Origin of the sequence: Sulfurospirillum halorespirans DSM 13726, from assembly GCF_001723605.1 — a bacterium.
GTDB lineage: Bacteria > Campylobacterota > Campylobacteria > Campylobacterales > Sulfurospirillaceae > Sulfurospirillum > Sulfurospirillum halorespirans.
The window spans coordinates 1,702,351-1,725,225 of record NZ_CP017111.1; the positions used below are offsets into that span (position 1 = coordinate 1,702,351).

A 22,875-nucleotide genomic window follows, 5' to 3' on the forward strand; every position below is an offset into this window, starting at 1 on the left:
TTTAATCCTTGTAGGTATTTATAATTTTTTGAACGATGGAAGCCGTGTTGTAAACAGAGACAAGATCGCACTCTTCTCTGAGAGAATGCGGATAACGAATCGTGGGTCCTATGGAGACCGCTTCGATTTTTTGAGGTTGTCTTGCAATCAACTCACCACACTCAAGTCCTGCATGAATGGCTTTAAAAGGAGCATGCGCATAAATACTCTGCATCGCTTCTTGAACACGAAGCGCAAAAGGTGTGACTTCGGGCTTCCATGCACCATGCCAACCTTCTTGCGTTACGTCAAAGCCAAGTGCTTTAAAAAACGCCTCTGTTTCTCCTGCTAGTATAGCCAAATTTTCATCATCCATCGCTCTAGCTGCGCAGTCCAGTCGTAGCACGCCATTGCTATTGGAAATCACTCCCAGATTGATGCTCATCGAAGGAATATCAAGCACCCTATCCCACTCACGAACACCTTGTGCAAACGCGCCAAGCGCTTTCATGATAGCATTGGACGCTGCAATAAAATGCGTATAATTACTTCGCTCTAAAGGCTTTACATGTAAACGTGAATCGTTTACATGTAAAGGTGTTTTGGACGCCACAATCGCCGTTGCACTCTTAGGAATCGCATTGCGTCTCTCACCGCCTTCTAGCGCGATCAAAACGACATCTTGGTTTAAAAGCTCATACCCAAGCGCTTTAATGGCGGAGGGGATTTTTTTATCAATATCAACCCCCGAATGTCCGCCTAAAAAATCAAACGCGTGAATCTCATACACATACGCAAAATCTTCCAAAGGTTCATACTGAAGGCTCAAAGAGGCAATAACATCCACACCACCTGCACACCCGATGTAAATTTCACCCTCTTCTTCGGCATCCAAATTGAGTAAGCATGCAGATTTTAAAGGCATAGTAAACTGCATCGCACCAATAAGTCCCACCTCTTCATCGACGGTAAAAAGACATTCAAGATTTTCGTTATGCTCCATCGCCCAAAACATCATCGCCATGCCCATGCCATTATCCGCACCAAGCGTAGAGTTTTTGGCTCGTATGATCCCCTTTTCTATTACAATTTCTATGTTTTGAGTATCACCAATGCAGACCATGTCGTAATGCGCTTGCAAACAGACTTGGGGAGAACCTTTTTGACATAAGATATTGCCGATGGCATCTTCGAGCACCACAAAATCATGCGTTTGCGCAAATGCTTTAATCGCCTCTTTCATCTGAGTGGTATGATAACTGCAACGAGGAATGGCGGTAATTGCTCTAAAATGTTCTACTATTTGCTCCATCAAAACCCTTGAAAATTTAATAAATGAAATGCTATTATACAACCCATGAAAACAATATTAATCCTTCTCACTGCACTTCTTTTACAAGGTTGTCTCTATTTTAACGATCGAGGCGTATCGAATCGTTACTACAATGGTTGTAAAGAATACTACGATGGTATGGGCATCTACCACAAAGAGTGCGATGAAAACTTGGTTGAATACAAAACCGTGACCGATGGCGTTTCAAAAGGGGTCGACAAGAGTGTTGAAGCCACTAAAAGCCTGTTTGAATAAGCCTGTATGCCTTTAAATAAAATTCGCCAAGAGCGACTAGCGTGGCTAGAATGGAAAGATATTGCACCGATGCGAGAAGCCCTCGCCTCTCTTCCTAAGATTGAAAACATCACCACAACTTTGGGCAATAGCATCCACATAGATGCTTTACATGTAAACGATTCTGACAAAGAGATCATCAAAGAATACACCCTTGCCCTTCGTCCTTGGCGAAAGGGTCCTTTTGAGCTGTTTAATACCTTTATAGACACCGAATGGCAAAGCTTTATCAAGTACAATCTCTTAGAACCCTATTTTAATTTGGAAGGCAAAATCGTTGGAGACATTGGCTGTAACAACGGCTATTATCTCTTTCGTATGCTTTCACACAAACCTAAAAAACTGGTTGGGTTTGATCCTTCTGCTTTGTATAAAACGCAGTTTGATTTTATCAACCATTTTCTCAAAAGTGATATTGTCTACGAAATGTTAGGCGTTGAACATCTGCCTTTGTATGAACATAAATTCGATACCCTCTTTTGTTTAGGCGTTCTCTACCACCGAAGCGACCCAATTCAAACCCTTAAAGCACTCTACCAAGGACTCAATCCTGATGGAGAGCTTATTTTAGATACGTTTATGGTAGATGGAGACACCCCTGTGGCACTTTGTCCCTCAAAAACCTACTCTAAAATTCCCAATGTCTATTTTGTGCCAACCATTCCAGCTCTGACAAATTGGTTAGAACGTGCAAAATTTAAGGACATTGAAGTCCTAGAGATCAAAAAAACCGATGCTTCTGAACAGCGTAAAACCGAGTGGATTTACGGTGAAAGTTTGGAGCATTTTCTTGACCCACTTCATCCTGATTTGACGATAGAAGGCTACCCTGCACCTCAAAGGGTCTATATTAAAGCAAAACGTTAAATCAGTCGATTTGCTCACATCTAAAGAATAAAACAAATGTTTGATAACAATAATAGCAAGGATGCTTTATGGCAAAGAATAACGCGGGATTAGTCAAAGATATGATCGATAACACCACCAATTTTGAAGATGACTTAGAACTGTTGGATGACACGTCTCTTGATTCTGCCAATTTTTTAAATGACAATCTTAAAACCCATCTCAAAATTAAAAGTACTCTCGTTGGCAATCTTGTAGCCATGGCAAAAAACACCTCAAAAGTTGTTTTACAAACCACTCATGATATGAGCGTTGATGAGTTTGGGCTGATTCACAGTGGGTTTCTCTTTGGTTCAGCAGAATATGCAGCCGTGGCAGCTGTGAATGAGCCCAATGTCGTTGTCATTGGCTGTCGTTCAAAGTTTTTTGCGCCTGCCAAAGTGGGGGATCTAATCACGTTTGAAGCCAAAGGGCGTTTTGAAGATGCGCGTAAACGCGAGATCAAAGTGATTGGCATGATCAATGAAATCAAAGTGTTTGAAGGACTCTTTCAAGCTGTTTTACTTGAGAAACATATCCTTCAAACAAAAATTGATGAGCTACAAGCCAGTTTCAACCCCAAAGATTTAGCCTAAAAAACTAAACCAATACGGTACATTTTTTTGTTCAACTTTAAGCGTTGTCCTTTCTCCATGTCCTGGAAAAATTTCCCAATCTGCATCGATTTGTAGGAATTTTTCCAAACTTTGACGCATTTGATCACTGCTACTATAGGGAAAATCATACCGACCAATCGAATTTTTAAAGATAAAATCTCCACTAAACAGTGTATTGCCAATTAAAATAGCACTGCAGCCAGGTGTGTGTCCTGGAAAATGCAAAAACTGCACCACAATACCTTCTAGTTCAAAGCGTTGATCACCCACAACTTTGACATCGGCGTAACTTGCGGGTGTGCCTTGAATAAAAGGATCGCTCTCTAACATAAAACAGTCCTCAATCGGGGCATAAAGAGGAATATGAAGCGCTTTTACCAGTGCTGCGTTGCTCCACACATGGTCAAAATGACCGTGCGTATTTAAAATGGCAATAGGATGCGATACCTGGGCTAACACCCATTCTGCCGCTTCCATTCCAGGGTCAATAATAATCTCTTTGCCGTCTATTGTAACGATGTAACAATTGGTTCCATAAGCGCCACACGCTCTACTTTTGATCTGCATCATTCACTTCTTTTGATTGTTTTTTTTATTTTAACACAACTCATCTAATTTTGCTTTGGAAGCTTAAAAGATTGCATTAATTTTAAGTTTAGTATAATTGGAATGTTGCTCAAATTGCTTATAAGGTTACCATGATGAACAAATACCAATCCATTGAAAATTTTTTAATTAAGTTCCTTCAAGATGAGGTGCAAAAAGCTGGTTTTTCTAAAGTGGTTTTGGGTATCAGCGGCGGCGTAGATTCGGCTGTTGTTGCTATTCTTGCCCATAAAACTTTTGGTGATAATTTACTAGGAATCATGCTTCCTGCGTCGACTTCAAGTCGTGCAAGTTTAGAGCATGCGAGCGAGCTTTGCCAAAAATTTGGCATTAAGGTCGAGAAAATTCCTGTTGGTCCTCTAGTCGATACCTACTTTCACGATAAAAAAGATGCTTCAAAACTTCGCATTGGTAATTTTAGTGCACGTATGCGTATGTCGGTTCTTTACGATATTTCAGCACGTGAAAATGCGCTTGTGTTAGGTACGGGCAATAAAAGTGAAATTTTGCTCGGATACGGCACTATTTTTGGCGATTTAGCGTGTGCGATCAATCCTATTGGCGGACTCTATAAAAGCGAAATTTTTGAATTTGCAGCTTATCTTGGTGTTCCAAGTTCCATCCTTAGCAAAGCACCTTCCGCAGATCTTTGGGAAGACCAAAGTGATGAGGGCGAGTTTGGATTTAGTTATGCCCAGATTGATAAAGTGCTGTACGCACACATTGAAGAGGGAAAAGACAAAGAAGCCCTCCTTGCCTCTGGTTTTGAGAAAGAGCTTGTTGAAATGGCATTAGAGCGCATCGCAAGTAATCTTTTTAAAGGAAAACTTCCAACCATTGCTGATTTGTCAGCGGTAAAATAAAGGATAACTATGAGAGAAATACCGTTTTATAAACCATTTATCGACCAAAGAGAAAAGACACTTATCAATGAAGTTTTGGATTTAGAAAAAGCAAACAAAGTTGAAACCCTTGAAAAAGAGTTTATAAAATACACAGGATGCGGTGACGCTATCTCTACCGTAAACGGAACAGCGGCGATGCACCTTGCGATGTGCGCTCTGGATCTTAAACGCGGTGATAAAATCATCTGCTCTGTTAATGCGTTCCCCTCCGTTGCCGAGGTTGTGCGCCATTTTGATGCTGAGCCTATCTTTGTAGACATTGACAAAGATGATTTTAACATCGATATTGACCAACTTGAGAGCGTTTTGAAAAACAATAAAGCCAAAAAGCTCAAAGGGGCATTTATCAGCCATATTGCAGGTCAACCTACGGACATGGCGCGTATTTATGAGTTGGCTAAAATTTATGATATTAAAATTATCGAAGATGCCACAGCCGCACTTGGTGCTACCTACAATGGTAAAAAAATTGGTTCATTAGAGGCAGACATCACCGTCTTTCGTTTCAATCCACAATCCAATAATTCCGTTTCCAGTGCAGGAATGATGACTACCAAAGATCCTGAACTCTCCGAGCGTGCACGTTTGCTTCGTAACCACGCACTTGTGGGCGAAGGTTGGGATAAATTTGGTAACCTTGGGTATGTGTATGATGTGGTTGATATTGGTCTTAAATACGACCTTAATGAGCTTAATGCGGCATACGCGATTGGTCAATTGGAAAAAAATGAGAGCTTTATTGAACGTCGAATGGAAATTGCAGACATTTATAACCGCGAACTCGCTTCGTGCCCCCATGTAAGCACTCCGATTAAAAAACGCGATCACGTTTATGCACAGTACATTATTAAAATTGACAAAAACCGAGATAACTTTGCAAAAGAGCTTAAAGAACGTGGTATTTACACAGGGCTTCATTACATTCCATTGCACCTTTTGAGCTACTACAAACACAAATATACCTTACGCGTCAATGACTTTCCAAAAGCGCTGAGCAATTACCAACAAATTTTATCACTCCCCATCTACTCAAGTCTAACTGATAAAGATGTGCTTCATATTTGTGAACAGATTAAAGAGATTGCTAAGAACCGTGTTTAACCGCTCACGTTTTGTTCTCTGGGTAGAAGCCTATCTCTTCTACCCTACCTCTTTTTTTCAACGACTTTTATCGTACCTTTTACTCCCGCTTAGTGCAGTGTATTGCGCCGTTGTTCTGGGCAAACGCTTCTTCTATCGCAAACGAAAACTCTTTTTTACCATACCCATTGTCAGCATTGGCAATCTTACCGTTGGAGGCAATGGTAAAACACCATTTTGTATCGCGTTAGCCAAAGAACACTCCTCTATCGCCATCATTCTTCGAGGCTATGGACGAAAATCGCATGGACTTATTTTGGTCTCCGATAACGGTCAAATTATGTGCGATGCCTTAGCCAGTGGTGATGAAGCGATGCTGTATGCAAAATCTCTCCCTGACGCGACAGTGATTGTGAGTGAAGACCGTGTCGAGGCGATTCGCTTTGCCAAAAAAAAAGGAGCGAAAATCATCTTTTTAGACGATGGCTTTTCCAAAAGTTATATCTCGAAGATCGACATTCTCCTCAAACCCGTTCCCGAACCACCTAATAGCTTTTGCATACCCAGTGGACCGTACCGAGAACCACGGTTTCTTTACAAATTTGCCGATCTGATTGTCTCAGAAGGCAATGATTTTGTGCGCCATGTCGAAGTCTTAAACGCAAGCAAGCGCATGCTTTTGGTTACGGCTATCTCCAAACCCAGTCGTTTAGACGCGTATCTTCCAGAGAATGTCATTGGGAAAATCAGCTTTGAAGACCATTACATGTACACTGAAAAAGAGCTTGAAAATCTCCTTTTACAACACAACGCCACGACGATTTTAACCACCCAAAAAGATGCTGTCAAAATGGCAACGTTTGATATTCCGCTCTCCATTCTCAAACTTGAAGTTGAAATCTTCCCCGAAACACTCGCAAAAATCAACACACTTTTAGCTCCTAAACGCTAAAATAAGGGATTAACCTTTACACAAGGATTTGCTGTGCAACACAAAATACACCAAGCACAAATCTTGATGGACGCCCTGCCGTACATTAAACTTTTCAATAAAAAAACCATTGTAATCAAATACGGTGGTGCCGCACAAATCAACCCAGAACTCAAAGAGCAGTTTGCAAAAGATATTGTTCTGCTCTATCTTGTTGGCATTAAGCCAATCATTGTTCACGGCGGTGGCAAAAAGATCAATGCCCTCTTAGACAAACTCGAAGTCAAAAGTACCTTTGTGGACGGACTTCGCGTGACGGATGAACAAGTGATGGAAGTCGTTGAAATGGTGCTTAGCGGAAGCATCAACAAAGAGATCACCACACTTCTGAATCACCATGGCGCTAAAGCGATTGGAATTACGGGCAAAGATGCCAATTTTATCCACGCAAAACCGATGGACGATGGCAAATACGGGCTTGTGGGTAATATCACCAAAATCGATAAAAAAGTGCTCAAACACCTCATTCGTGAAAAATTTATCCCTGTTATTGCCCCCATTGCAGCAGGTGATGATGTGGATCATCCAGGGTATAACATCAACGCGGACCTCGCTGCGAGTAAAATCGCTGTGGCAATGAAAGCGAAAAAAATTATCTTTCTAACCGACACCCCAGGTGTGCTTGATAAAGAAGGCAATCTCATTTCAAGCCTCGATAAAACAAAAATCAAAGCGCTTAAAAAAGATGGCACGATTAGCGGCGGCATGATTCCCAAACTCGACGCCTGCTTAGAAACGATTAGAGGTGGGGTAGAATGCGCACACATCATTGATGGAAGAGTTCAACACTCCATTTTATTAGAGCTTTTTACCAAAGATGGTATTGGTACGATCATTAAAGAATAAAGAAGGAAATTGTATGTTTATAGAAACCAGAGGTAATGACGGGAAAAGAGCTAATAAAGTTCCCTTTTCATTTGCTATCTTAAATCCAAGCGCAAGCTTTGGCGGACTGTATGTGCCAGAAAATTTACCTAAAATCGACACAACCTTTTTAGAAAAAGCTTCAAAAAAAAGCTACAAAGAGATCACTCTGGACATTTTAAGACTCTTTAACATTGACATCGAAGAAGAAGTCATGCAAAAAGCGGTTGCATTGTATGATACGTTTGATGATGCCAGTGAGCCTACACCGCTGTCTCAAATTGAAGAAGACCTTTTTGTGAACGAACTCTATCATGGTCCAACACGTGCCTTTAAAGATATGGCATTGCAACCTTTTGGCTACATTCTCTCTCACCTTGCACAAAAGCTCAATGAGCAGTACCTCATTTTGGCGGCAACCAGTGGCGACACAGGGCCTGCAACGCTTGATACCTTTGCCAATAAGCCTAACATCAAAGTCGTCTGTCTTTACCCTGATGGTGGAACGAGCGATGTACAACGTCTTCAAATGACGACGCAAAAAAGCCCCAATCTTAAAATTATTGGTATTCATGGCAATTTTGACGATGCCCAAAATGCACTCAAAAGTTTACTCGCATCTTCCAGCTTTAAAGAAGCGCTCAATGCGAAAGAAATTAAACTCAGTGCTGCTAACTCGGTCAATTTTGGACGCATCATTTTCCAAATCATCTACCACATTTACGCCTATGTTGCGTTGCTGAAAAAAGATAAAGTCGAACTGGGAAAACCTTTTTATACGATCATTCCTAGTGGCAATTTTGGTAACGCTTTAGGAGCGTATTACGCGAAAAAGATGGGTCTTCCGATTGAGAAAATTCTGATTGCTTCTAACATCAACAATATCCTCACCGATCTTATCACGACAGGTGTGTACGATCTACGCAACCGAAGTCTGCTTCAAACAACCTCCCCTGCGATGGATATTTTGATCTCATCCAATGTCGAGCGTGTTTTGTTTGACAAATTGGGTGCAGCGCGAACCAAAGAACTCATGGATTCGCTTAAAGAGAATAAATTTTATACGCTAAGCAAAGAAGAGCTTGCACAGCTACAAGAAGATTTTGAAGCCGTTTACTCCGATGACGCCTTTGGAAAAGAGCAAATCAAGCATTACGCCGATCAAGGCTACATCATGGATCCACACACAGCAACGTGTCTTAAAGCCTACAAAGAGCTCAAAGCCAAGCCACTTCCGTGTGTGCTTTGCTCCACCGCGGAATGGACGAAATTTGCCCCAACGATGTTCAATGCCATCCAACAAAATAGCGTCAAATACAGCGATAAAGAGGCACTTGAAGGCATTAGCACCTCTTTACATGTAAAGATTCCAGAGTGCATCAGTACACTGTTTAATGAACCTGTGATTCACGATAAAATCGTCGAAAAAGAAGGCATCGAAGCGGAGATTTTTGATTTTTTGAACCTTACATGTAAAAAGGAATGTCAGTGATTATTATCCCAGCGCGCCTTGCATCTACGCGTTTTCCTGGTAAAATCTTAGCCGATATTCACGGACTTCCGATGGTCATTGCCACGGCAAAACGTGTGCAAAACCTCGATAATGTCGCTATCGCCGCTGATACAGACGAAGTCGTAGAGCTCGCTCAAAAGCATGGTTTTAAAGCGATTTTGACATCGCAAAACCACCAAAGCGGAACAGATCGCATCAATGAAGCCGCTTCAAAACTGAATCTTCCTGAAGATGAGATCATTGTCAATGTCCAAGCTGATGAACCGTTCATCGAAGAAGCGGTGGTAAAAAGTGTGATTGAACGTGCTCAAAAGACAGAAGCGATGATAACCAGTGCATGCAAAAAGATCGATCTTCTACATGTAAAAGATCCTAACCTGGTTAAAGTCATTTTAGACATCCATGGAAACGCCATTTATTTTTCCAGAAGTGCCATTCCCTATGACCGTGAAGGCGGATTTGAGGGCTATTTGGGGCATCTAGGCATTTACGCATTTCGCAAAAATGCGCTTGAAACATTTTGTGCCCTTCCCTACGCCCCAATTGAACATATCGAAAAATTAGAGCAGCTGCGTGCCATCTACCACGGGCACTCCATTGCGATGGTCGAAGTGCAAAGTCAAAGTTTTGGCATCGACACGCCTGAAGATTTAGAACGCGCACTCGCTTTTTTTAGTTAAATTTAACCCATTTTATTTCAAGGAAACCTATGCAAAATACCCTTTCGGACGAATCACAAAAAAGTTTAAATGCGCTGATGGTGAGATGGTTTATCATCGCGGCAAGCTTGGTGGTCTATCTTTTTATCGGTTACATGCTTGTCGTAACGCAAACCTACACATCACCCTATACCGTAGAAATTTTACAAACCACTCTCTTTAGTGGTATGAGCATTCATGCAGCGCTTTATCTCTTTGCGGCGATCATCTTTATAGGCGGCGATGTCCACGCTAAATCTTCCTACAAAAAACTGCTTCTAGCCGCAAGCGAGCAAAAATTTAAAACCAAAGACGATGAATTTAACTTTTATAGAACACGCTATGCGTCCATTATGTTCGTACATATCGCCATTTTTAATGTTATAGCGATTTTAGGCGTCATTGTATTTTTGGTCACATTGGATTTTGCAACATTGATGAATCTTAGTATTGTCTCATTATTGGGATTTGTACTGATGTTTCCCCATAAAGCAAAATTTGAATTTCAAACTGAGAAGAGTTGCCCTCTTAAGAAGAAATAACAGAAAAAGGGTTCAAGCCCTTTTTCTTAAAGTGCTACCTGCTCGAACGTATCGTTTTCATGATTGAAAAGATAGGCTTCCATCTCGTTTTCACCCACTTGAAACATGATCTTACATGTAAGAAATCCTGACTTTTTAAGCCCTTTTTCGACCACTTCCAAGATAAAGGCGCGCGTGCTAAACAGATGCGTCGTTGTATTGCCCTCGTACGCAAACACTTCACCCTCAATCGGCGTAATCCCCTCTTTTTTAAGGTGTCTATCAAACACCGCTTTTTCGTTCAAACCTTCCACATCAACGATCAGTACAACCTTCATTTACATCCCTACTTTTTCTAAATGCGCCAAAAATTCATCGGCATTTTTAAATCCTGCTAAACGAAGTTCGCTCACCTCTTTGCCCTCTTTAAAAAATAAAATGGCAGGAGGTCCATAAATTGTAAAGGCTTTTTGCAATGCTTTATCGTCATCGCTATTTTTGGTCACATCCGCTTTTAAAAGCGTGAATTTTTCAAGCTTTGCTTTAACACGTGAATCGCTAAAAGTAAACTGCTCAAACTCAACACAGTTCACACACCAATCGGCGTAAAAGTCTAACATCACAGGTTTTTGGGCATTTTTTAACGCAAGATTGAGCTCTTCAACATTTTTGATCTTTGTAAACAGTGTCGAAGAAGTGGAGACACTGACACCCTCTTTTGCCGTAAACTTCTCAAAAGGGGCTAATGGATTGGTAGCACCGCTTAAAAAGCCGATTAATAGTGCCACACCATACACAAGCGCCATAAACAAAATGCTTTTGAGCACTTTTTGCCACCCTTTGGTCTGCTCGCTAAAAGACTCCAACGCACCAAAATAGATCGAACTGCTAATGATCAGCACTGCCCACAAGGACATGCTCACAAAAGAAGGAATGATGCGTGAGAGCATCCAAATCGCAACGCCAAGAAGCATCACGCCAAAAAAAGCGGTAATGTTTTGCATCCACATACCAGGACGAGGCATATATCGCCCAGCCGTTGTGCCAATGAGCAGAAGTGGAACGCCCATACCCAGACTCATCACAAACAGTGCACTTCCACCCAAAAGAGCATCGCCACTTTGTCCGATGTAAATAAGTGCGCCTGCAAGCGGAGCCGCGACACAAGGTCCTACGATCAATGCCGATAAAAAGCCCATCACCGCAATGCCAAAAATACCTTGGGCTTGTGCTTCGCCTGTTTTTTTATTGATCCTATTTTGAATGAAGCTTGGCATCTTAAGCTCATAAAACCCAAACATTGAAAGCGCTAGAAGCACAAAGATGGCACTGAAAACACCAATGATCCAAGGATTTTGCATCGAAGCTTGCAGGTTTGCACCAAAAAGTGCCGCTAGAACTCCTGCTATCGTATACGCCAACGACATCGCAAGCACATAGACCAAGGAGAGCCAAAACCCTTTTTTGGCATTCATTGAGACGCTCGGTTGGGAAACGATGATGGAAGACAAAATGGGGATCATCGGAAAAACACATGGTGTTAAAGAGAGCAAAAGTCCAAATCCAAAGAAACTGAGCAGTACCAGCGCAACATTACCACTCATAAAACTTTGAGCAATCGAATCTTGTTCCGAGAGTGGCGTAGCACTGCCACCTTTAAGTTTAAAGGTAAACTCTTTGGTAATGGGCTGATAGCAAATACCCATCTCAGAACAGCCTTGATACGAAAAACTGAGCGTAAAACTGCCTTTTTTGACCTCATTTTCAAGTAAACTTTGAGGTACAAAAAGCTCAAAAGATTTACGTTGTGTTAGGGTATCATGAAAATACTCTGCTTTGGGTCTCTCGACCCATTGTGTCATATCAAGCGTTTTAGGCTTCGTAAGCTCTAAGCTAATTTTATCATCGTAAAGATAAATTTTCTCACCCAACGTAATGCTGATCATAACACCTTGGTTACTGTGGGTCGCGGTGACATTAAAAGCCTCTTCTGGCGTTAAGAGTTTGGGTTTTTCAACACCAAAAAGTGTGACCACGAGGAGAAAAAACAGAGAGAAAAAGCGTATCGTATGTTTCACAAAACTACCTTTGGTAAAATAATTCTTTATTGTAGCAAAGAAGCCTAAATGTTTTTTAAATTACAACGATTTTTAGAGTATGATACTTTTACATGTAAAACAGGAGCGGGCCGTGGGCAAAAAGAAAAAAGAGAAGGTTGTCTTTCAAAATGAGGAGCTTATCGTAGCCAAAGAGAAAGACGATAAAGTACAAATTTGGGTTAAAAAAAGTGAACTAAAATATGAAAAAGAGCTCAAGAGTCTTCAAATTGAGCTGCTGAAATTTCAAAATCATGTAAAAGATAAAGGGCTGAAAGTGCTCATTCTCATCGAAGGACGTGACGCTGCGGGCAAAGGTGGAACCATCAAACGTATCACAGAGCACCTCAATCCAAGGGGTGCGCGCATTGTAGCCCTTGCCAAACCCTCTGACACTGAACGTTCTCAGTGGTATTTTCAACGCTATACGGCGCATTTACCTTCCGCTGGAGAGATCGTTCTTTTTGATAGGTCTTGGTATAACAGAGCGGGTGTTGAGCCTGTAATGGGCTTTTGTAGTCAAGAAGAACATAAAGAATTTCTACGTGAAGTGCCAAAATTTGAAACCATGTTGGTCAATTCGGGCATTATACTTTTTAAATTTTACTTTTCTGTGGGCAAAGAAGAGCAAGCCAAACGATTTCATGAGCGTAAAGCTGACCCGCTCAAACAGTTCAAACTCTCTCCTGTGGATGAAAAATCGCAAGAGTTGTGGGATCAATACACCGTGGCAAAATACTCGATGCTCTTAGCCTCCAATAACCCTCGTGCCCCATGGACCATCGTCCTCTCAGACGATAAAAAAAGAGCACGCCTCAATACCATCAAATACATTTTAAAAAATGTTGAGTACCCTGATAAAATCAAGAAAAAACACCTTCGTATGGAAGAGGACATTATTCGTACAGCAAAACAGGAGATTGAGATTATGGAGAAGAGCTTACCGAGTGAAAATCTTTCACACTTAAACGGATAAGCTTTACATGTAAGAAGGCGGACCTAGCCAAGTGGCTAGGTCATTAAGCGTTTTTTACTCGACTTCAGCGTCGATGACATCGTCATCTTTTTTAGCTTTTGGTTTCTCACCGCCAGCTGCACCTGCTTCACCTTGATCTTTTTTGTACATTGCTTCCGCGAGTTTATGACTCGCTTCGCTCAAAGATTTGACTTTCGCATCAATCTCTTCTTTGGTAGCACTCTCATTGGTAAGAACATCTTTAAGCGCTTTAAGCTCTGCTTCGATTTTTGCTTTATCTTCAGCGCTAATCGCATCGCCCATTTCACCTAATGATTTCTCTGTTTGGTGAGCCAGTGCATCGGCTTGATTTCTAGCTTCAACTGCTTCTTTGCGTTTTTTGTCTTCTTCTTTGTGAAGCTCTGCATCTTTAACCATTTTCTCGATCTCAGCGTCATCCAGTCCTGAACTACCAGAGATTTTGATCTCTTGAACTTTACCCGTTGCTTTATCTTTGGCCGAAACGGTTAAGATACCATTCGCATCGATGTCAAACGCAACTTCAATTTGTGGAACACCACGAGGGGCTGGTGGGATGCTCTCAAGGTTAAATTGACCGAGTGATTTATTATCTCGTGCAAACTCACGCTCACCTTGTAAGGCATGAATCGTAACCGCTGGTTGGTTATCTTCCGCTGTGGAGAACACTTGAGATTTTTTGACAGGGATCGTTGTACCTTTTTCAATCAGTTTGGTCATAACACCACCCAAAGTCTCAATACCAAGGCTTAAAGGCGTAACGTCTAAAAGAAGAATATCTTTAACATCACCCTTGATAACCGCACCTTGAATCGCAGCACCAATCGCTACAACTTCATCAGGGTTCACAGATTTGTTAAGCTCTTTTTCAAAAAACTCTTTTACTTTTTGTTGAACCAAAGGAACACGCGTTGATCCACCGACCATAACGATCTCTTTGATTTCGCCTTTTTTAAGGTCAGAATCATTGACAACTTCTTTGATTTTTTTAATCGTAAGTGCGACTAAATCTTCGATCATAGACTCAAATTTTGCACGTGTGAGTTTTTTAACCAAGTGTTTAGGACCTGTTGCATCGGCGGTAATAAACGGTAAGTTTACCTCTGTCTCATTGGAAGAAGAAAGCTCTTTTTTTGCATTTTCAGCTGCTTCTTTAAGTCTTTGAAGTGCCATAACGTCTGATTTAAGGTCGATGCCATTGTCATTTTTAAACTCAGCAACCAACCAGTCGATAAGTCTGTTATCGAAGTCATCACCACCTAAGAAAGCGTCACCACCCGTTGCTAAAACTTCAACAACATTGTCGCCTGTCTCAAGAACGGTAACGTCAAATGTTCCACCACCCAAGTCATAAACAACGATTTTTTCAGCCTCTTTTTTATCTAAACCGTAAGACAAAGCCGCTGCTGTTGGCTCGTTGATAATACGAAGAACATTTAAGCCAGCAATTGTACCAGCTTCTTTTGTCGCTTTTCTTTGGCTATCATTAAAGTACGCAGGAACGGTAATAACAGCGTCTGTTACCTCTTCACCAAGATACGCTTCGGCATCTTCTTTAAGTTTCATCAAAACTTTTGCGCTGATCTCTTGGGGTGTATAGACTTTACCATCAATCTCAATCGCGCAGGCACCATTTCGATCAACAACTGCATACGGAAGACGTTTTTTAGCTTCGTTTGCTTTGTCTTCGTTGCTCATAAGACCCATAATTCTCTTAATAGAATAAATGGTTCTTTTTGGGTTGGTAACTGCTTGACGTTTCGCCGTATCACCGACCAAAACCTCTTCTTTATCGGTAAATGCAACCACAGAAGGTGTTGTGTTTTTACCCTCTTTATTAGGAATAACTTTGCTCTCTCCGCGCTCGTATACAGAGACACATGAGTTTGTAGTTCCTAGATCAATTCCTATAACTTTTCCCATTTTTTATCCTTTATATATTTGATTTATTTAACAATACTGACCATCGCTGGTCTTAAAATACGATCTTTGATTTTGTAGCCTTTTTGGAAAACCTGCAAAATTTCACCTGAACCTTTTTCTTCACTCTCTAACTGCATAACCGCTTCATGGAAGTTTGGATCAAATGTTCCATCAATTGCAACTAATTCAACACCATGTTTTTCAAAAGCTTTTCTAAACTGCTCAATGGTTAACCCTAAACCCTCTTTGACCTTACCAAGAAGCTCACCACTTTCAATCTCCGTGTTGCTTCCTGCTAAAATTGCCATTTCCAAAGAGTCAATGACAGGTAAAAGATCGCGTGCAAAGACTTCGTGTGCATAGGAAATCGCTTGCATTTTCTCTTTTTCCAAACGTCGTTTCATATTGTCAAAATCAGCGTTGGCTCGTAAATACCGATCTTCAAGTTCCGCCACTTTGGATTGGAGCTCTTCAAGTTCGCTTTTTTGCTCGCATTCACACGCTAGCTCTTCATCATTTTCAGAACACTCAGGAACTATCTCGGCAGAAATATCAGAAACACTCTGTTCCTCTTTTAGTTTTTCATCCACGTTTTACTCCTTAACTTGATTAAAAAAGTCTTCAAAATCACTCTCGATGCGACCAAAACAGAAAAGGTCTACTGTTGTATCTTCATCTTTAAGCTGTGCTTTTTGTTTGATCGCCATGCACCCTTGCGGAACAAAGCCATCAAAGTAGAGTCCATCTAACATAGATTCTACAAAATGAAGCGTTTGAAACCGTTGGATAAACGCCTCGTTTTGGAGCTCGTGTGCAATGGAGTACATCTCTTTCTCGCCTTCTCTTAAAATCGGTGCTTGCGAAAAAATAGAGGAGAGTTTTTCGTGCAACTCATACAACCCAACTTGCGCTGAAATGTCTTTGAGTTCACGCATTTGACACCCAACAAGGCGTTGTAAAAATTGCTCCACTTTAGCATTAAACTTTAAAACAACCTCATGCTCATCAAACACTAAAATCAAAAAGCGATTTTGCACCGTTACCAACTCTTTAAAGGGGGTATTGGCTGTTTTTTCAACAATGCAAAAAAGATTGTGTTCATGGGTTGAGCGTTTGATTTTATCGATATTTTTGATCGCTAAAGGCTGTGTGAGGTCGAGTTTTTCTTGCCAATATCCCATCAACGCTTGATGCGTTGGAACCCGTCCACCGCTTACATGTAACTGCTCAAGTGAGCCTACATCAGAGAGCTTTTTAAAGTAAATGCGTATGGTCGAAGGCGATATACCAAGGGTCATCTTCATCTGCAATTCGGAGGAGCCGATAGGCATTCGTGATTTCAGATAGGTTTGAATGATGGCATCTAAAATCAACTCTTGCTTCGAAGGTTTTTTCATTTTTAGCACTCTTCATGTTTAATTGCTTGGAAAATTATACAACATTGAGTGTGATGTTGTCAAGTAATGGTCAAAAAGAGAACACGTACAGGTTTACATGTAAAGAAGAAGGTGATGTAACAGGGCATAGGAGTAGTGCGTTAGAAGAGAAAAAAGAAGAAGGAACGATTAGCGAATAGGATGTTTGAGGCGTTTTCTATTGCGCATGATCAGGAGTTTAAAAAAGTGCTTGATCTCACTTTTGCTCTCTTTGAGCTTGGAAAAAAAGGTCTCTTTTTCCGTAATGGCGGTAAAGATGTCATTTAAAGCTTGTCTTTCGTTTTGGGACAACGTACTCATTTTTCATCCTTTAGTTCGTGTGATATGCGTTGAATTAAACGAAGAGCATCGCCTTCATCTAACTCTCCAAGCATTTTAAAAATGGCGGATGCAGCTTGTGGCTGAGAATTACCAAGTTTCCAGTCTTGATACGTTCGCATCGATACACCCAATTTATCTGCCATCTCACGCTGAGAAATCTTCTTGCCTAAAAATTTAGACTCAACAGCATTATGAAGGAGATTAAAAATATCGTTTGTTTTCATGTATAGGATTCTAGCTAAGGCTGGTTTAATTATACATAAATACGATGTTTTTATAAGTTATTATATCTAAAAAATAACGTTTTACTACGTTTTTAACACATTATTTTGTTAAAAAATACTTTTATTTAAATATTTTACTCATTTAATGTTTATATTCATACGGTTTTTCGTATAAATATAAAAAACAGAAAAGAATGACTGTGAAAGTAATGTATGAAAAAGGAGAAGCTAAAAATATTTACATGTAAAAGAAAAAAGGGGATGAAAGGAAGAGAAAAAGAGGTGTAGGATGGAATTTCCACCCTACGTGTAAAGCACTGACTATTTTTTATTATCTCTAATAGAAAGCTCTTTAATGATTTTGCTGTAAGTCACAAAATCTGTACGTTTAAGATATTTCATCAATCGTTTACGTTGACCAACGAGTTTAAGAAGTCCTAATCTTGAAGAGTGATCTTTTTTATTACTCTGAAGATGTCCTGTTAAATCAACAATTCTTTTTGAAAGAAGCGCGATTTGTACCTCTGGAGAACCTGTGTCTCCCTCTTTTCTGCCAAACTGACTAACAATTACTTGTTTTTCCGCCGAACCTAAAGCCATAATGACCTCCTGATTGGTATTTGATTTTTTGCTTTTATACAAAAGCTTGGAATTGTAGCTAAAAAAAGTAAAATTGTCTATCTCTACGTTCAGCCGTATCGTTTGTCTTTGCAAAGAGCCTCTTAGCACAACTTCAAGTCTCTCCAGCCTTTAGGAATTATCTTCGTAATTAAAGCTAAATATAACGTTTATTTAGTACAATATTTCTCTTATTTAACCTAGAATATTTGAGGAAAACCCATGCTATTAACCAAAGCCAGTGAATATGCACTGCTATCATTAATTCTTATTTCTCAAAAAAATACCCCACAAGATGTCGATACACTCTCCAGCCAACTCGGTATTTCTAAAAGCTTTTTAGCCAAAATCCTTCAAGCATTAGCCAAAGAGAACATTTTAAGCTCTTTTAAGGGAGCTCATGGTGGTTTTTTACTCGCCAAAAAACCTGAAGAGCTGACGTTGAAAATGATCGTAGAGTGTGCTGAGAAAAAGCAAACGATGGTTTTTGAATGCTCGCCTTCAACCCAAAAATGCCCTGGTGGCAAGGGAACGTATTGTCGTGTTTGGCCTATTCTCAATAAGCTTCAAACAAAAATTGATCTATTTTTAGATACTATGACACTTAAAGATATTATTGAAATTTAAGGGTGTTGATTGGCTAAAAATCAAAATGCGCTACTATCAAGGATCATTCCTTATTTAGAGCCTATTGTCAAAGCAAAAGATCTTACAGTTGTTGTTTTTATCGTCTCTATTATGGCGATTATTATCGTTCCACTTCCCAGTGCTATACTCGATTTTTTCTTGGTTATTTCGCTCTCTATTTCGGTTTTGATCATCCTGATTTCGCTTTATATCCCAAAGCCCACGGATCTCTCAACCTTTCCGACACTTATTTTGATCATTACGCTCTTTAGGCTTTCGTTGAACATTGCGACCACCAGAATGATCTTGACGAACGGACATTTAGGGCCTGACGCCGTAAGTGAAATTGTCTCTAGCTTTGGGCAATTCGTCGTCGGGGGCAATTATGTCATTGGTGTTGTTGTCTTTACGATTCTTGTCTTAATTAACTTTATGGTTATTACCAAAGGTTCCACGAGGGTTGCAGAGGTTGCAGCACGTTTTACACTCGATGCGATGCCGGGTAAACAGATGGCAATTGACGCCGATCTTAATGCGGGTTTGATTGATGAAAAAACCGCGCGCAAGCGTCGTGAAGAGATTATCCAAGAGGCAAACTTTTACGGTGCGATGGACGGTTCGAGTAAGTTTGTTAAGGGTGATGCCGTTGCTGGTATCATCATCACGATTATTAACATTATTGGTGGTTTTCTCATCGGTTCTTTTCAACATGGGCTGGAACTTGCTGTCAGTGCGCAAACCTATACAATTCTCACCATTGGCGATGGTTTGGTTTCGCAACTTCCTGCCTTGATTACATCAACGGCAACGGGTATTTTGATCACAAGAGCGAATAAAGCAGATGACGTCAGCTTCTCCGATGGTGCCGTTGAACAACTCTTTGGAGAGCATAGAACACTGCTCATCGTAGGCTTTATTTTGGTTCTATTTGCACTGGTTCCAGGGCTTCCAACGCTCTCATTAATGTTTGTTGGGCTCATTTTCGTAGGACTTGGGTACCTGGTTAAACAGACCAATGATGGCAGTTTTTCCTTCCAAAAATTCTTCGCTTCAACTCCTCTTGCGATGCAAAAAGCCAAACAAGAAGCAGACAGTAAAGCACAAAGTGCTCAAGCACCTAAAAAGACGCCTGAAGAGCTTCGTAAAGAAGAAGAGACGACCCTTAATGACATTCTTAAACTCGAAATTTTGGAACTTGATTTGGGTTACCAACTCATCAAACTTGCTGATCCTGCACAAGGTGGCGACCTTTTGGATAGGGTTAAAAGTATGCGCCGTAAAATTGCATCCGATTTTGGATACCTCATTCCACAAGTGAGGATTCGCGATAACTTGCACCTTACGCCCAATCATTATCAACTCTTGCTCAAAGGCATTGAGATCGGCAATGGCGAAATTTATCCTGATAAATTTATGGCGATGGACAGTGGACTTACCATCGATAAAGTCCAAGGAATTCCTACCAAAGAGCCTGCGTTTGGGCTTGATGCCATTTGGATTGAGGCGAGTGCCAAAGAAGATGCGATTATTAAAGGTTACACGACGGTTGATCCAGCCACGGTGATTTCAACACATTTAAGTGAACTCATTAAAAAATATGCCGAAGAGCTTCTTACACGCCAAGAGGTTCAAAGCCTTATTGATAAACTTCAAAAAGATTATCCTGTGGTGGTGACCGATTGTCTCAAAGTTGCCAATGTGGGGCTTATTCAAAAAGTGCTTAAAGCACTGCTTCGTGAGAAAATTCCGATTAAAGACCTTCTCACCATTATTGAGACGATCAGTGATGTAGCCGAAGTGACCAAAAATGTCTCTATTATCGTGGAGCAGGTACGTGCCAAACTTTCACGTGTTATTACTAAGCTATATAAAGATGATAACGGTGTTCTAAGGCTTCTGACGTTTAATGCAGGAACCGAGCAGAAGCTTTTGGATGCGCTGAGAGAACGCGATGGTGTACGCGATTTGGTGCTTAACATCGGGCAAATTAACACGTTGGTGAAAGCCAGCAGCGACGAAGCAACCAAGCTGCTTCACAAAGGCATTGCACCGGTTGTCATCATTGTTGATCCACTGTTGCGCAAACCGCTCTCTGATATTTTTGATAAATTTGGACTCGACATCGTGGTACTCTCCCATGCAGAGATTGATTCAAGCTCCAAATTTGAAGTGATGGGCGCCATAGAGATTGAAAAACTCTAAGCCCTTCTAGTACAAACCAAACCATTCAGCATTAAGGATTTTTATGAACTACACGTTACACCACCTCTCACACACGGATTTAGATGGCTACAGCTGCCAGATGGTGAGTGCGCACTATTTTGATTCGATTCGATTTTATAACTCCAATTACGGCAAAGAGATCAACGAGTGTTTCAACCAAATTTTAGCCACGATTCAAAGCTCAGAATCCCAAAAACATGTAATTCTTATCACCGATCTCAATCTTACAATGGATCAAGCCAAAGAGTTTGAATCCAAAGTGAGCATTTGCGACAAAGAGATTATGATGTTTGTACTCGACCATCACAAAACAGGACAAGAGTGCGCGGATGCTTTTGAGTGGTACTATCTTGATTCAAGCCGTTGTGCTACCAAAATTACCTATGATTTTTTCAGCGCTTTGTATGGCAAAGACGAAAAACTTAGCCATTATGTAGACGTCGTTAATGCGGTCGATATTTGGCTTGAGGATAAACCTGAGTTTGAATTAGGAAAAGTCTGTATGGGGCTTGTCAGTGGCGCTAGAGAGGTCAATAAGATCATGTTCCCTGAAGAGAACAGCAAATACATTTTTGCCCTACTTTCTAAAGCTCAAGAGTACTTTACATGTAAAGAAGCACACATCGCTTTAGACGACGCCATACACGGGATTAAAAAGTCATTTTTTACAACCAGCAAAAACGATACACTGAGCAACCTCGTCTCCGCTTATAATGTTATTTTACTCACGCAAAATAGAGACAAAATGCAAATTAGCTACAAAGAGTACAAAGGCATTCTCACCTACAACATCGGTAATGTCTCGGTCATCGGCAATGACTTTTTAACCGCCAATCCCGATCTAGACTTCTTTATGGACATCACCTCGAAAAAGACCATCAGCCTGCGCTCCAACGGCAAAGTCGACGTCAGTAAGATGGCAGCACACATCGCCAATGGTGGCGGTCATCACAATGCAAGCGGTGGACTTCTCAGCAATTTTAAAGATGCTTTTATCTATGATACTATCAAATCACAAGTGATGAGCATCATCACCAATAAAGGATAATCATGGAAGCCAAGGACCTTAAAAAAGAGTTAGAGCGAGCCGAGATTGAAGTCGAAGAGATGGCGATGCAGTTGGCTGACATGTTAGGCGCTGCCCTCTTCTTCGCAGGTGTTAAAAAAGAAGATCTGCCTAAGGCAATCGATCTTTACCTAAAAGGGCTTGATGAAGTCTTTGAAGACGAAGATGAAGACAGCGAGATGGGCTTTGAAGAGGTCATCGAAGTCATTGAATACATCCGCAACAAAAACCCTAAACTGTTTCATAAAGCCTAAGTGTAGAGAATTTCTCTACACCTTTTTTTTAGCGATAAATGTCGCGAAATTTCCCCATTTAAAAATAACTTCGATCGTCTCAAATCCTGCATTTCTCAGCATCGCTTTGTTTTCATCTTCGGTGTAAGGAATCAAAACGTTCTCTAACGCTTCTCGCTTCTGCGCGATTTCAAAGTCACTGTAGCCTTGTTCACGTTTAAAATCATAGTAGAGATCAATCATCTCTTTATTGAGCACTTTGTCTTCAAACACAATCTTTTCGCTAAAAATAAAAAGACCATTTGGATTGAGCGCATCGTACAGCTTAGCGACAAAGGCAGCACGTTGCAGAGGACGGATAAATTGAAGCATATAATTGGCAATAATGACATCTTTACATGTAAGCGCTACGTGTGTGATGTCTGCGTGTTCTAAATCTATATTTGCCCCATACGCATGCACCTTTTGGCGGGCAAGATGCAACATCGCTTCAGCATTATCGATGCCTAAGAGGTGGTAGCTTTTATCGCTTTTTTTATGCAAAGCCAGCAGTGTATTGGCGGTTGAACACCCAAGGTCAACAATATGCGCACCCTCTTTTACATGGTGACAAATCGTTTTACATGTAAGCGCAATGACCTCTTTATAAAAAGGAATTGAGCGCTCAAGCATGTCGTCAAAAACGACTGCAACATCTTCATCAAACTCAAATTGTTTGGTAATCGGTTTCGTAAATACTTTGTCCATTACAATCCATATCCATCCCATAAAATTCTTTTCAATTATAACAAAAATTAGTTAGTATTAAGCATTCTCTTCTTATACTGT

The 22,875-nt window shown here is 40.7% G+C and carries 27 protein-coding genes; 16 read left to right on the forward strand and 11 right to left on the reverse strand.

The genetic code is table 11. The features are described from left to right. Position 1: 1 nt before the first annotated feature. Positions 2–1,291 carry a M20/M25/M40 family metallo-hydrolase gene (locus SHALO_RS08540; RefSeq protein ID WP_069478162.1) on the reverse strand — a complete coding sequence of 430 codons (1,290 nt, stop codon included), beginning with the start codon at positions 1,289–1,291 and terminating at the stop codon, positions 2–4. Between the two features lie 45 nt (positions 1,292–1,336). On the opposite strand from SHALO_RS08540, the gene SHALO_RS08545 reads away from it, so the two are divergent. The 3 genes from SHALO_RS08545 (at position 1,337) to SHALO_RS08555 (ending at position 3,087) form a co-directional block, all read left to right on the forward strand. Then, the gene (locus tag SHALO_RS08545) at positions 1,337–1,567 is read left to right on the forward strand and encodes a hypothetical protein (protein ID WP_069478163.1); all 231 of its coding nucleotides are present in this window, start codon (positions 1,337–1,339) and stop codon (positions 1,565–1,567) included. Positions 1,568–1,573: 6 nt separating this feature from the next. Further along, entirely contained in the window at positions 1,574–2,473 is a 900-nt protein-coding gene (gene cmoB / locus SHALO_RS08550) for a tRNA 5-methoxyuridine(34)/uridine 5-oxyacetic acid(34) synthase CmoB (protein WP_069478164.1), read from the forward strand. Positions 2,474–2,541: 68 nt separating this feature from the next. Continuing rightward, complete coding sequence (locus SHALO_RS08555) at positions 2,542–3,087, forward strand: PaaI family thioesterase (RefSeq protein WP_084010825.1); 546 nt, start codon at positions 2,542–2,544, stop codon at positions 3,085–3,087. Here the strand turns inward: SHALO_RS08555 and SHALO_RS08560 are convergent. Next, on the reverse strand, positions 3,079–3,675 hold the full coding sequence (locus SHALO_RS08560) for an MBL fold metallo-hydrolase (protein WP_069479383.1): 597 nt from the start codon (positions 3,673–3,675) through the stop codon (positions 3,079–3,081). The genes SHALO_RS08555 and SHALO_RS08560 overlap by 9 nt on opposite strands. Before the next feature lie 134 nt (positions 3,676–3,809). Between SHALO_RS08560 and SHALO_RS08565 the strand changes: the two genes are divergently transcribed. The 7 genes from SHALO_RS08565 (at position 3,810) to SHALO_RS08595 (ending at position 10,307) form a co-directional block, all read left to right on the forward strand. After that, on the forward strand, positions 3,810–4,577 hold the full coding sequence (locus SHALO_RS08565) for an NAD+ synthase (protein WP_069478165.1): 768 nt from the start codon (positions 3,810–3,812) through the stop codon (positions 4,575–4,577). Positions 4,578–4,586: 9 nt separating this feature from the next. Then, entirely contained in the window at positions 4,587–5,720 is a 1,134-nt protein-coding gene (locus SHALO_RS08570; RefSeq protein WP_069478166.1) for a DegT/DnrJ/EryC1/StrS family aminotransferase, read from the forward strand. Further along, entirely contained in the window at positions 5,713–6,651 is a 939-nt protein-coding gene (locus SHALO_RS08575) for a tetraacyldisaccharide 4'-kinase (RefSeq protein WP_238585221.1), read from the forward strand. The genes SHALO_RS08570 and SHALO_RS08575 overlap by 8 nt, the downstream gene beginning before the upstream one ends. Positions 6,652–6,717: 66 nt before the next feature. Further along, a complete protein-coding gene (argB, locus tag SHALO_RS08580) occupies positions 6,718–7,536 on the forward strand; it encodes an acetylglutamate kinase (protein WP_238585321.1) in 819 nt (272 codons plus the stop codon). A gap of 13 nt (positions 7,537–7,549) precedes the next feature. Continuing rightward, positions 7,550–9,046, forward strand: a complete 1,497-nt coding sequence (thrC, locus tag SHALO_RS08585) for a threonine synthase (protein WP_069478169.1) — start codon at positions 7,550–7,552, stop codon at positions 9,044–9,046. Continuing rightward, positions 9,043–9,747, forward strand: a complete 705-nt coding sequence (gene kdsB / locus SHALO_RS08590) for a 3-deoxy-manno-octulosonate cytidylyltransferase (protein WP_069478170.1) — start codon at positions 9,043–9,045, stop codon at positions 9,745–9,747. The genes thrC and kdsB overlap by 4 nt, the downstream gene beginning before the upstream one ends. Before the next feature lie 29 nt (positions 9,748–9,776). Then, the gene (locus SHALO_RS08595; protein WP_069478171.1) at positions 9,777–10,307 is read left to right on the forward strand and encodes a DUF2207 domain-containing protein; all 531 of its coding nucleotides are present in this window, start codon (positions 9,777–9,779) and stop codon (positions 10,305–10,307) included. A 26-nt stretch (positions 10,308–10,333) separates the two neighbouring features. On the opposite strand, the gene SHALO_RS08600 is transcribed toward SHALO_RS08595, so the two are convergent. After that, positions 10,334–10,624: a hypothetical protein gene (locus SHALO_RS08600; protein ID WP_069478172.1), complete on the reverse strand. Its 291-nt coding sequence runs from the start codon at positions 10,622–10,624 to the stop codon at positions 10,334–10,336. Continuing rightward, positions 10,625–12,364, reverse strand: a complete 1,740-nt coding sequence (gene dsbD / locus SHALO_RS08605; RefSeq protein WP_084010827.1) for a protein-disulfide reductase DsbD — start codon at positions 12,362–12,364, stop codon at positions 10,625–10,627. It lies immediately after the preceding gene. A gap of 79 nt (positions 12,365–12,443) precedes the next feature. On the opposite strand from dsbD, the gene ppk2 reads away from it, so the two are divergent. Continuing rightward, a complete protein-coding gene (gene ppk2 / locus SHALO_RS08610) occupies positions 12,444–13,358 on the forward strand; it encodes a polyphosphate kinase 2 (protein ID WP_084010829.1) in 915 nt (304 codons plus the stop codon). Between the two features lie 54 nt (positions 13,359–13,412). Here ppk2 and dnaK read toward each other — a convergent pair whose 3' ends face one another. From dnaK to SHALO_RS08625, 3 genes are read right to left on the reverse strand one after another with little or no spacing between them, the layout of a single operon-like run. Further along, the gene (gene dnaK / locus SHALO_RS08615; RefSeq protein WP_069478173.1) at positions 13,413–15,299 is read right to left on the reverse strand and encodes a molecular chaperone DnaK; all 1,887 of its coding nucleotides are present in this window, start codon (positions 15,297–15,299) and stop codon (positions 13,413–13,415) included. Positions 15,300–15,322: 23 nt separating this feature from the next. Continuing rightward, positions 15,323–15,889 carry a nucleotide exchange factor GrpE gene (gene grpE, locus SHALO_RS08620; RefSeq protein WP_084010831.1) on the reverse strand — a complete coding sequence of 189 codons (567 nt, stop codon included), beginning with the start codon at positions 15,887–15,889 and terminating at the stop codon, positions 15,323–15,325. Between the two features lie 3 nt (positions 15,890–15,892). Then, complete coding sequence (locus SHALO_RS08625) at positions 15,893–16,696, reverse strand: HrcA family transcriptional regulator (RefSeq protein ID WP_069478174.1); 804 nt, start codon at positions 16,694–16,696, stop codon at positions 15,893–15,895. Between the two features lie 53 nt (positions 16,697–16,749). On the opposite strand from SHALO_RS08625, the gene SHALO_RS15645 reads away from it, so the two are divergent. Continuing rightward, on the forward strand, positions 16,750–16,875 hold the full coding sequence (locus SHALO_RS15645; RefSeq protein WP_274532256.1) for a hypothetical protein: 126 nt from the start codon (positions 16,750–16,752) through the stop codon (positions 16,873–16,875). Here SHALO_RS15645 and SHALO_RS15385 read toward each other — a convergent pair. From SHALO_RS15385 to rpsO, 3 genes are all read right to left on the reverse strand, one after another. After that, positions 16,865–17,035 carry a hypothetical protein gene (locus SHALO_RS15385; RefSeq protein WP_168156750.1) on the reverse strand — a complete coding sequence of 57 codons (171 nt, stop codon included), beginning with the start codon at positions 17,033–17,035 and terminating at the stop codon, positions 16,865–16,867. The genes SHALO_RS15645 and SHALO_RS15385 overlap by 11 nt on opposite strands. Next, positions 17,032–17,280, reverse strand: a complete 249-nt coding sequence (locus SHALO_RS08630; RefSeq protein WP_025345066.1) for a helix-turn-helix domain-containing protein — start codon at positions 17,278–17,280, stop codon at positions 17,032–17,034. Before SHALO_RS08630 ends, SHALO_RS15385 begins: the two co-directional genes overlap by 4 nt. Before the next feature lie 321 nt (positions 17,281–17,601). Further along, on the reverse strand, positions 17,602–17,880 hold the full coding sequence (gene rpsO, locus SHALO_RS08635) for a 30S ribosomal protein S15 (RefSeq protein WP_025345067.1): 279 nt from the start codon (positions 17,878–17,880) through the stop codon (positions 17,602–17,604). Between the two features lie 240 nt (positions 17,881–18,120). On the opposite strand from rpsO, the gene SHALO_RS08640 reads away from it, so the two are divergent. Genes SHALO_RS08640 through SHALO_RS08655 form a run of 4 tightly spaced genes read left to right on the forward strand, consistent with a single transcriptional unit; the run spans position 18,121 to position 22,068 of the window. Beyond that, positions 18,121–18,525, forward strand: coding sequence for an RrF2 family transcriptional regulator (locus SHALO_RS08640; protein WP_069478175.1), 405 nt, complete (start codon positions 18,121–18,123; stop codon positions 18,523–18,525). A gap of 9 nt (positions 18,526–18,534) precedes the next feature. Continuing rightward, positions 18,535–20,727, forward strand: coding sequence for a flagellar biosynthesis protein FlhA (gene flhA / locus SHALO_RS08645; protein ID WP_069478176.1), 2,193 nt, complete (start codon positions 18,535–18,537; stop codon positions 20,725–20,727). 43 nt (positions 20,728–20,770) lie between these two features. Continuing rightward, a complete protein-coding gene (locus SHALO_RS08650) occupies positions 20,771–21,796 on the forward strand; it encodes a DHH family phosphoesterase (RefSeq protein WP_069478177.1) in 1,026 nt (341 codons plus the stop codon). A gap of 2 nt (positions 21,797–21,798) precedes the next feature. Next, a complete protein-coding gene (locus SHALO_RS08655; RefSeq protein ID WP_069478178.1) occupies positions 21,799–22,068 on the forward strand; it encodes a hypothetical protein in 270 nt (89 codons plus the stop codon). A 15-nt stretch (positions 22,069–22,083) separates the two neighbouring features. Here the strand turns inward: SHALO_RS08655 and cmoA are convergent, their stop codons facing one another. Next, entirely contained in the window at positions 22,084–22,794 is a 711-nt protein-coding gene (gene cmoA / locus SHALO_RS08660; RefSeq protein ID WP_069478179.1) for a carboxy-S-adenosyl-L-methionine synthase CmoA, read from the reverse strand. Positions 22,795–22,875 lie beyond the last annotated feature (81 nt).

Excerpts from the sequence above, each read along its gene's own strand:
- SHALO_RS08540 (WP_069478162.1), bottom strand. The coding sequence starts at position 1,291 with ATGGAGCAAATAGTAGAACATTTTAGAGCAATTACCGCCATTCCTCGT.
- SHALO_RS08545 (WP_069478163.1), top strand. The coding sequence starts at position 1,337 with ATGAAAACAATATTAATCCTTCTCACTGCACTTCTTTTACAAGGTTGT.
- cmoB (WP_069478164.1), top strand. The coding sequence starts at position 1,574 with ATGCCTTTAAATAAAATTCGCCAAGAGCGACTAGCGTGGCTAGAATGG.
- SHALO_RS08555 (WP_084010825.1), top strand. The coding sequence starts at position 2,542 with ATGGCAAAGAATAACGCGGGATTAGTCAAAGATATGATCGATAACACC.
- SHALO_RS08560 (WP_069479383.1), bottom strand. The coding sequence starts at position 3,675 with ATGCAGATCAAAAGTAGAGCGTGTGGCGCTTATGGAACCAATTGTTAC.
- SHALO_RS08565 (WP_069478165.1), top strand. The coding sequence starts at position 3,810 with ATGAACAAATACCAATCCATTGAAAATTTTTTAATTAAGTTCCTTCAA.
- SHALO_RS08570 (WP_069478166.1), top strand. The coding sequence starts at position 4,587 with ATGAGAGAAATACCGTTTTATAAACCATTTATCGACCAAAGAGAAAAG.
- argB (WP_238585321.1), top strand. The coding sequence starts at position 6,718 with ATGGACGCCCTGCCGTACATTAAACTTTTCAATAAAAAAACCATTGTA.
- thrC (WP_069478169.1), top strand. The coding sequence starts at position 7,550 with ATGTTTATAGAAACCAGAGGTAATGACGGGAAAAGAGCTAATAAAGTT.
- SHALO_RS08595 (WP_069478171.1), top strand. The coding sequence starts at position 9,777 with ATGCAAAATACCCTTTCGGACGAATCACAAAAAAGTTTAAATGCGCTG.
- SHALO_RS08600 (WP_069478172.1), bottom strand. The coding sequence starts at position 10,624 with ATGAAGGTTGTACTGATCGTTGATGTGGAAGGTTTGAACGAAAAAGCG.
- ppk2 (WP_084010829.1), top strand. The coding sequence starts at position 12,444 with ATGATACTTTTACATGTAAAACAGGAGCGGGCCGTGGGCAAAAAGAAA.
- dnaK (WP_069478173.1), bottom strand. The coding sequence starts at position 15,299 with ATGGGAAAAGTTATAGGAATTGATCTAGGAACTACAAACTCATGTGTC.
- SHALO_RS08625 (WP_069478174.1), bottom strand. The coding sequence starts at position 16,696 with ATGAAAAAACCTTCGAAGCAAGAGTTGATTTTAGATGCCATCATTCAA.
- SHALO_RS15645 (WP_274532256.1), top strand. The coding sequence starts at position 16,750 with ATGTTGTCAAGTAATGGTCAAAAAGAGAACACGTACAGGTTTACATGT.
- SHALO_RS15385 (WP_168156750.1), bottom strand. The coding sequence starts at position 17,035 with ATGAGTACGTTGTCCCAAAACGAAAGACAAGCTTTAAATGACATCTTT.
- SHALO_RS08630 (WP_025345066.1), bottom strand. The coding sequence starts at position 17,280 with ATGAAAACAAACGATATTTTTAATCTCCTTCATAATGCTGTTGAGTCT.
- rpsO (WP_025345067.1), bottom strand. The coding sequence starts at position 17,880 with ATGGCTTTAGGTTCGGCGGAAAAACAAGTAATTGTTAGTCAGTTTGGC.
- SHALO_RS08640 (WP_069478175.1), top strand. The coding sequence starts at position 18,121 with ATGCTATTAACCAAAGCCAGTGAATATGCACTGCTATCATTAATTCTT.
- SHALO_RS08650 (WP_069478177.1), top strand. The coding sequence starts at position 20,771 with ATGAACTACACGTTACACCACCTCTCACACACGGATTTAGATGGCTAC.
- SHALO_RS08655 (WP_069478178.1), top strand. The coding sequence starts at position 21,799 with ATGGAAGCCAAGGACCTTAAAAAAGAGTTAGAGCGAGCCGAGATTGAA.
- cmoA (WP_069478179.1), bottom strand. The coding sequence starts at position 22,794 with ATGGACAAAGTATTTACGAAACCGATTACCAAACAATTTGAGTTTGAT.